The sequence below is a fragment of the Escherichia sp. MOD1-EC6098 genome (genome assembly GCF_002965865.1).
In the GTDB taxonomy this organism is placed as follows: Bacteria; Pseudomonadota; Gammaproteobacteria; order Enterobacterales; family Enterobacteriaceae; genus Escherichia; species Escherichia marmotae.
On record NZ_PTSN01000080.1, the window covers coordinates 1 to 709 of the forward strand.

At 53.6% G+C, this 709-nt stretch carries 1 protein-coding gene; it reads left to right on the forward strand.

Annotated features, from left to right (window positions below):
• The first annotated feature begins 371 nt into the window (after positions 1 to 371).
• Positions 372 to 602, forward strand: a complete 231-nt coding sequence (locus tag C0K55_RS25715) for a hypothetical protein (protein WP_000218642.1) — start codon at positions 372 to 374, stop codon at positions 600 to 602.
• Positions 603 to 709 lie beyond the last annotated feature (107 nt).

The following is a 709-nucleotide window of genomic DNA, read 5'->3' on the forward strand; positions in this document are numbered from 1 at the left end:
GGACAGGTGCGTCAGGCCGTGGCAGTGATGCCCCTTGCGGCGAAGGTTCTCAAACGGGTGAAGTTCATACCACAGGGAATACAGCAGCAGGTTCCCGCGAAACGTCAAAACCGCGGCTCCCGAAACTCAACGGGTGATGTTCTTTAAAAATCAGGATTTATTTCAGGCTCCGGCAATACGCATTTATTTGTTCTGTCAGTCATCCGGCTGGCAGGTAATGAGAACGCAGGAACAGAAGGAGGAATACACCGGAAAACGTCAGACGCAGATATGAAAAAAGCAGGTCAGGGACCTGCTTAATCCACGCCGTAAGAATTGCGCAACCAATTTTGACGGCATTGTTAACCAATTTGTCATAAGGAGTTTCATTTATGACAGTAAGCATTGTTTCACCTTCCGCAGCGGCTGTAAAGCCCCGCCGTCATCCCCGTTTCAGACGCGAAGACATCCCCGCGCCGGAAATTGACCCCGTGCTGAAAGCCTTCGGGCGACACATAGCCCGGAGTTTTCACCGGGGACGTGGTGTACACATCCCCGCCATGAAAAACACGGCCTTCGGGCAGGTGCTCCGCACACTCGAACTGAAACGCGCTTTTAACTGATGAGGTGAGCCGCCCCGCGAGGGGCGGCAACAGACGGAAGGAGAACATTTTATGACATTAGCAGCAATCACCATGACCGCCCCGGAAGCCGCCAGCCCTGTGCAGAT